The sequence below is a fragment of the Veillonella sp. CAG:933 genome (assembly GCF_000431435.1).
Taxonomy (GTDB): domain Bacteria; phylum Bacillota; class Negativicutes; order Veillonellales; family Veillonellaceae; genus Veillonella_A.
In genome coordinates, this window is sequence record NZ_HF986172.1 from 18,051 (window position 1) to 22,734 (window position 4,684).

A 4,684-nucleotide genomic window follows, 5' to 3' on the forward strand; every position below is an offset into this window, starting at 1 on the left:
TTGCGGGCGGCTGCCGCTTTAGCTTTGGCTTCCGCCTCGGCCTTGGCTCTTGCTTCGGCTTCCGCTTTAGCCTTGGCTTCCGCTTCACGCTGTAAACGTAATTCTTTTTGCAAAGGTGCTATCGGCTGATCATACACAGTAATATCTGTTTCAAACAGACGGCCCCAAGGGAATCGTGCTGAAACAGTACGCGGATCAATCTTCAGATATTTTTCGGCAAAATCCTGAACGCGTTCACCCATGTAGCTTTCCAGTTTTTCATTCAAAGTACCGGTGTAGCGCACATTATCGGTGCGAATCGAATCCTGCATGCGATAAATATCTTTACGGATGTTAGCCTGGTAAGCCCAGTTATCCAAATACTGCTGCGTCAACATATCGCGATGAGCCTGAGTTGGCATAGCTTTGCCCAAAATGCCCTGCGCAATGGCATAGCCTACGGTATTACTTGCCGTATTCCAACCATTGTACGCATCTACTTTGTAGAGTAAATCCCGTTTGTAGAGTCCATATACGAATGTATTGTCAGCGCCGTTAGAGTAAGAAATATCGGCAACACTTACCGGTACGTTCTGTTCAATGGCGGTCTGAATTTTGTCTAAAAAGGCATTCGTGCTGGCAGAAATCATCGGGAAGTTTTCAAACGCTTCCGATTCGCCGGTTACTTTGCCAAGCGGCGTATTTACGGCCAATAAAATGTCCGGTTTGCCTTTGGTAGCCAGCGTGCCACCTACGGCTTCCACGTGCTCCGCAATCGTCTTGGCAACGGTCTGATCCTCGTAATGAGGCACCGTTTCACCGGCACCGCCCAACGGATAAATCACTTCAAAGGACGGTTTCAAGTTATTGCGGTCCACATGAGCGCGGGCAATAAGCAACAAGCCGAGCTGATCGGCGCCTGGGAAGCTGCCGTAACGATCAATGTTAAGCCCTTTGCTGTATAACTTCAAATAACGACTTTCCAAAGCTGACTGCGATAAAGTACTCGTATCGTCATGACCTAAGGCGAAATATTTGAAAACGCCTTTGCGAGTTTCATCAATAAGCGCACGGTTAACCGTCATATTCTTCTGACGACGGTTAAACCAGTCTTGTAAGTATTCAACCGGCACCGTAGCGGTCAGTTGTACCAATGAAGACTGTTCTTCTTGTGTCAAATTACCGGCATCCATTTTATCCTGCAACGCGGCAATCTGGAAAATAGTCGGGCCGTATTCATCATAATAGGATGGCTCTACCCCGCCCCCACTGGCTCGCGGCGAACGCATTACCGTACCGAACGCATAAATCGGCACATTCGGGAATTTGTCGTGCAAAGTTCCGATTTGTTTCGTGCGGTTCAACAACGTATTCAAGGATAAGTTGTGTTTACGGGAATCTACCAAGCCACCGTACACCAACGTATCCGTGCTGAGCACCATCACATCGGCGCGGCCGGCGTTTTCATCAACCCACTGCCAAATTTTATCCGCTTCACCATGATAATTTTTACCGGAAATCAGATAATCCGGCGGCGTAATCACCGTATAACCGGCACCTTCCGCCGTGTCAACGGTGTAAGATAAGCTAACCGGACGGTTATCCTGCGGTACAAATAAAATGGTAGCTGCCTCTACCTGCGATGTTCCCCATAAAACAGCAGCCGCTAAAGCCCCTGCCAGCCAGGAAAATCGTTTTTTCAATACACTCACTCCTTCTTCTTAGCTTTACTTGATTTTTTTATAAAATGTAATTGACTTATATTAACATAATAAACATCGATTTTCATCGAAATTCTTGTAATCTCTAGTATTATATCATATTTTGTGTTAATTAAACATATAGAACTAAGTTAATATGTAACCCTATTTTATTTAATGCGCGGCAAGCTCCAATTATACCGAATGGCCAGCGTACGAATAACAACTACAATGACAAACGCACTGTACGACGCCATTTGCCACATGCCTCCGTAGTAAAACGCACAATACACGATACCGCCGATAATGGCCGGCAAGGCATACACTTCTTCACGCAGCACCGACGGTACGCGCTGTGCCAAGATATCACGGATTACCCCGCCACCTACGGCCGTCAACAAACCTAAGATAACGCTCAAAACCGGCATATCCGGATAGTTGTACACGCCGATGCCGGCGCCGGTAACCGTAAAGGATGCAAGCCCCAACGTATCGGCTGCCAAATACATCCGGCGAACCCAACGAGTCCCGATGTAATGATCGCTGCGTGAGCGATAAATAAGGAACATAATAAAGGTTACCGCAATGACCGTTCCCACATAAATGCCGGTGCGAAGCGAATTTGGCGGAATATTACCCACAATTAAATCACGCATAATACCGCCACCAATGGCCGTAGCCAAAGCTAAAACAAGCATGCCGAAAATATCCATACGCCGCCCGATGCCTACAAGCGTCCCCGAAACGGCAAAGGCAATGGTGCCCACCATGTCAAAAATAAGCCATAATAATTCCAAGATGTTTACTCCTTAATTCCTTGTAATTTACAAACAACATGAAATAATGGTCTCTTTGTCTCAAATATATCACTTTATTATAGCACAATACGGTGTTTAAAGTCCCCTATATACGGATAGTAAAATAAGAATTAATCAGCTACCGTTGTTGTAAATAATTACCATTTTTTCATATGATTACTGTATAATAGAATTAAGTTTTGATATTTGTTTTCAAAGTAAAAAACAAACGATTAAAACATAAAATTTAGTTACATTATAAAAATAGAAAAGACCTCCGAAAGTATATTTCGAAGGCTCGTTTATATCTTTGAAGTTTATTCAGAATTGCAGGTTCTATATCTGTATTTGTGGAGGTTTTTATGAAAAAGATGCTAATGGCCCTTTCGGGGTTACTATTAATCAGTTCTACAACAGTCTTTGCAGAATTGCAAACGCAAGTAATTCGCCATCCTGACGGCAGCGCAACCATCAATCAGTGGGATCCTGATGATGGTTATTCGTATAGTGAAGATGTACCTGCAAATCGTGAAATCATTATCCCACGTAAAAAAATCATCATGACTCCGGAAGAAGCTGATGAGTTGCGTAATTCGTATGTCAATGATGCCGTACGCAGTTGGCAGGAGAAAAATGTGATTATTAATGTCAACGAATCTAAAGACGAACAAAAGAAATCTACAAACAAAAAATAAACAAAAAGAGCGCCCTGCGAAATCTCGCAAGGCGCTTATTTACTGATATGGTGCGGTTGATGGGACTTGAACCCATACGAGCGTAAGCTCACCACCCCCTCAAGATGGCGTGTCTGCCATTCCACCACAACCGCATGGAATTGTTATTAAATGGTGCCTCAGGACAGAATCGAACTGTCGACACAAGGATTTTCAGTCCTTCAAAAACACACAAAAAGCGAGTCCCCATCAGAAGCGGGACTCGCTTTTATTTACGTTATTATTTTGGTCGGTATTGATTAAACTAAAGGTAATGATAAATGCACAACCGTACGAACCGGTTTTTTCACATTGCGGTCAGTGCTCTTAAAGCCCAAGGCTTTGTATAATTCTTTGGCACTTTCCATGCTAGGCAAGGAATCCAATAGAAGCGTCTTATAACCTTTTTCTTTAGCTTCTTCTACAAGAATGTGAGCAATATTCATACCGAGGCCGGTACGACGAAATTCAGGGCGTACATAAAGACGCTTCATTTCAGCTGTTTCATAGTTAACATGGCGTAAAGCTACGCAGCCGGCCGGTACATCATCTACAAAGGCAATGTATAACGCTTCACGGTCGCCTTTATACTTTTCTTCCAAGCCTTCAAATTCTTTCACATTGGCAGCAACACCTAAGGAACGTACATAATCAACAAATAGTTTCTTTACTTCATCAATATACTCGTGACCATCACGAAGTTCAAAATTCATACGAAATCCTCCTTTAGCTATACCATAGTATGTATCTGTACCAAAATATACATGATTAATTACTCTAAATATATAGTTCGCTATAGGAGGAAAAAAGTCCTTCTTTATTTCAAAAAAAAATAGACTGAATTTTCATTCAGTCTAAATGGTGCCGAGGACCGGAATCGAACCGGTACGGTTGTCTCCAACCGACGGATTTTAAGTCCGTTGCGTCTGCCTGTTCCGCCACCCCGGCATGGGTAGAAAAATATGGAGGCGGCACCCAGAATCGAACTGGGGAATAAAGGTTTTGCAGACCTCTGCCTTACCGCTTGGCTATGCCGCCAAATAAATGGAGCGGAAAACGAGATTCGAACTCGCGACCCCCGCCTTGGCAAGGCGGTGCTCTACCACTGAGCTATTTCCGCATAAATGGTGCCCCAGGACAGAATCGAACTGTCGACACAAGGATTTTCAGTCCTTTGCTCTACCGACTGAGCTACCGGGGCGAACGTGGCGACCCCGATCAGATTTGAACTGACGATCTTCGCCGTGACAGGGCGACATGTTAACCGCTACACCACGGGGCCGTATACGTTACTTTGTTATTATAGGGGTTTCAGCAACAATTGTCAAGCAACTTTTTGAAAAGTTTTTACATGCTTTTGACTGTTTCATTACTTTCGCCGCCCTTAGCAACGAAAATTATTCTACCATTTTTCAGAGTACTTTGTCTAGTATAAATTTAATATTTTATTTCAATTTAATTAAATAGTAAATTGCAATGTGAAATTGAACACTTT

General features: G+C 43.6%; 4 protein-coding genes and 6 tRNA genes. 1 reads left to right on the forward strand and 9 read right to left on the reverse strand.

Going from position 1 to position 4,684, the window contains the following annotated elements; translation table 11 throughout:
* Positions 1-1,682 (reverse strand): DUF4127 family protein (locus QZL64_RS03570; RefSeq protein WP_296309256.1); only part of this gene is annotated, 1,682 nt, incomplete at its 3' end.
* 167 nt (positions 1,683-1,849) lie between these two features.
* The gene (locus QZL64_RS03575) at positions 1,850-2,476 is read right to left on the reverse strand and encodes a trimeric intracellular cation channel family protein (protein WP_021840639.1); all 627 of its coding nucleotides are present in this window, start codon (positions 2,474-2,476) and stop codon (positions 1,850-1,852) included.
* A 362-nt stretch (positions 2,477-2,838) separates the two neighbouring features.
* On the opposite strand from QZL64_RS03575, the gene QZL64_RS03580 reads away from it, so the two are divergent.
* On the forward strand, positions 2,839-3,171 hold the full coding sequence (locus QZL64_RS03580) for a hypothetical protein (RefSeq protein ID WP_021840640.1): 333 nt from the start codon (positions 2,839-2,841) through the stop codon (positions 3,169-3,171).
* Positions 3,172-3,219: 48 nt separating this feature from the next.
* Here the strand turns inward: QZL64_RS03580 and QZL64_RS03585 are convergent.
* The 7 genes from QZL64_RS03585 to QZL64_RS03615 all read right to left on the reverse strand — a co-directional run bounded on the left by QZL64_RS03585 (position 3,220) and on the right by QZL64_RS03615 (position 4,471).
* A tRNA-Leu gene (locus QZL64_RS03585) sits at positions 3,220-3,305 on the reverse strand.
* Positions 3,306-3,449: 144 nt separating this feature from the next.
* Complete coding sequence (locus QZL64_RS03590; protein WP_021840641.1) at positions 3,450-3,902, reverse strand: GNAT family N-acetyltransferase; 453 nt, start codon at positions 3,900-3,902, stop codon at positions 3,450-3,452.
* Between the two features lie 146 nt (positions 3,903-4,048).
* Positions 4,049-4,137: transfer RNA gene (locus tag QZL64_RS03595), tRNA-Leu, on the reverse strand.
* A 15-nt stretch (positions 4,138-4,152) separates the two neighbouring features.
* Positions 4,153-4,227 (reverse strand) — tRNA-Cys (locus QZL64_RS03600).
* 7 nt (positions 4,228-4,234) lie between these two features.
* Positions 4,235-4,309, reverse strand: a tRNA-Gly gene (locus QZL64_RS03605).
* Between the two features lie 5 nt (positions 4,310-4,314).
* Positions 4,315-4,390, reverse strand: a tRNA-Phe gene (locus QZL64_RS03610).
* A 5-nt stretch (positions 4,391-4,395) separates the two neighbouring features.
* Positions 4,396-4,471: transfer RNA gene (locus QZL64_RS03615), tRNA-Asp, on the reverse strand.
* Between the last annotated feature and the right edge of the window lie 213 nt (positions 4,472-4,684).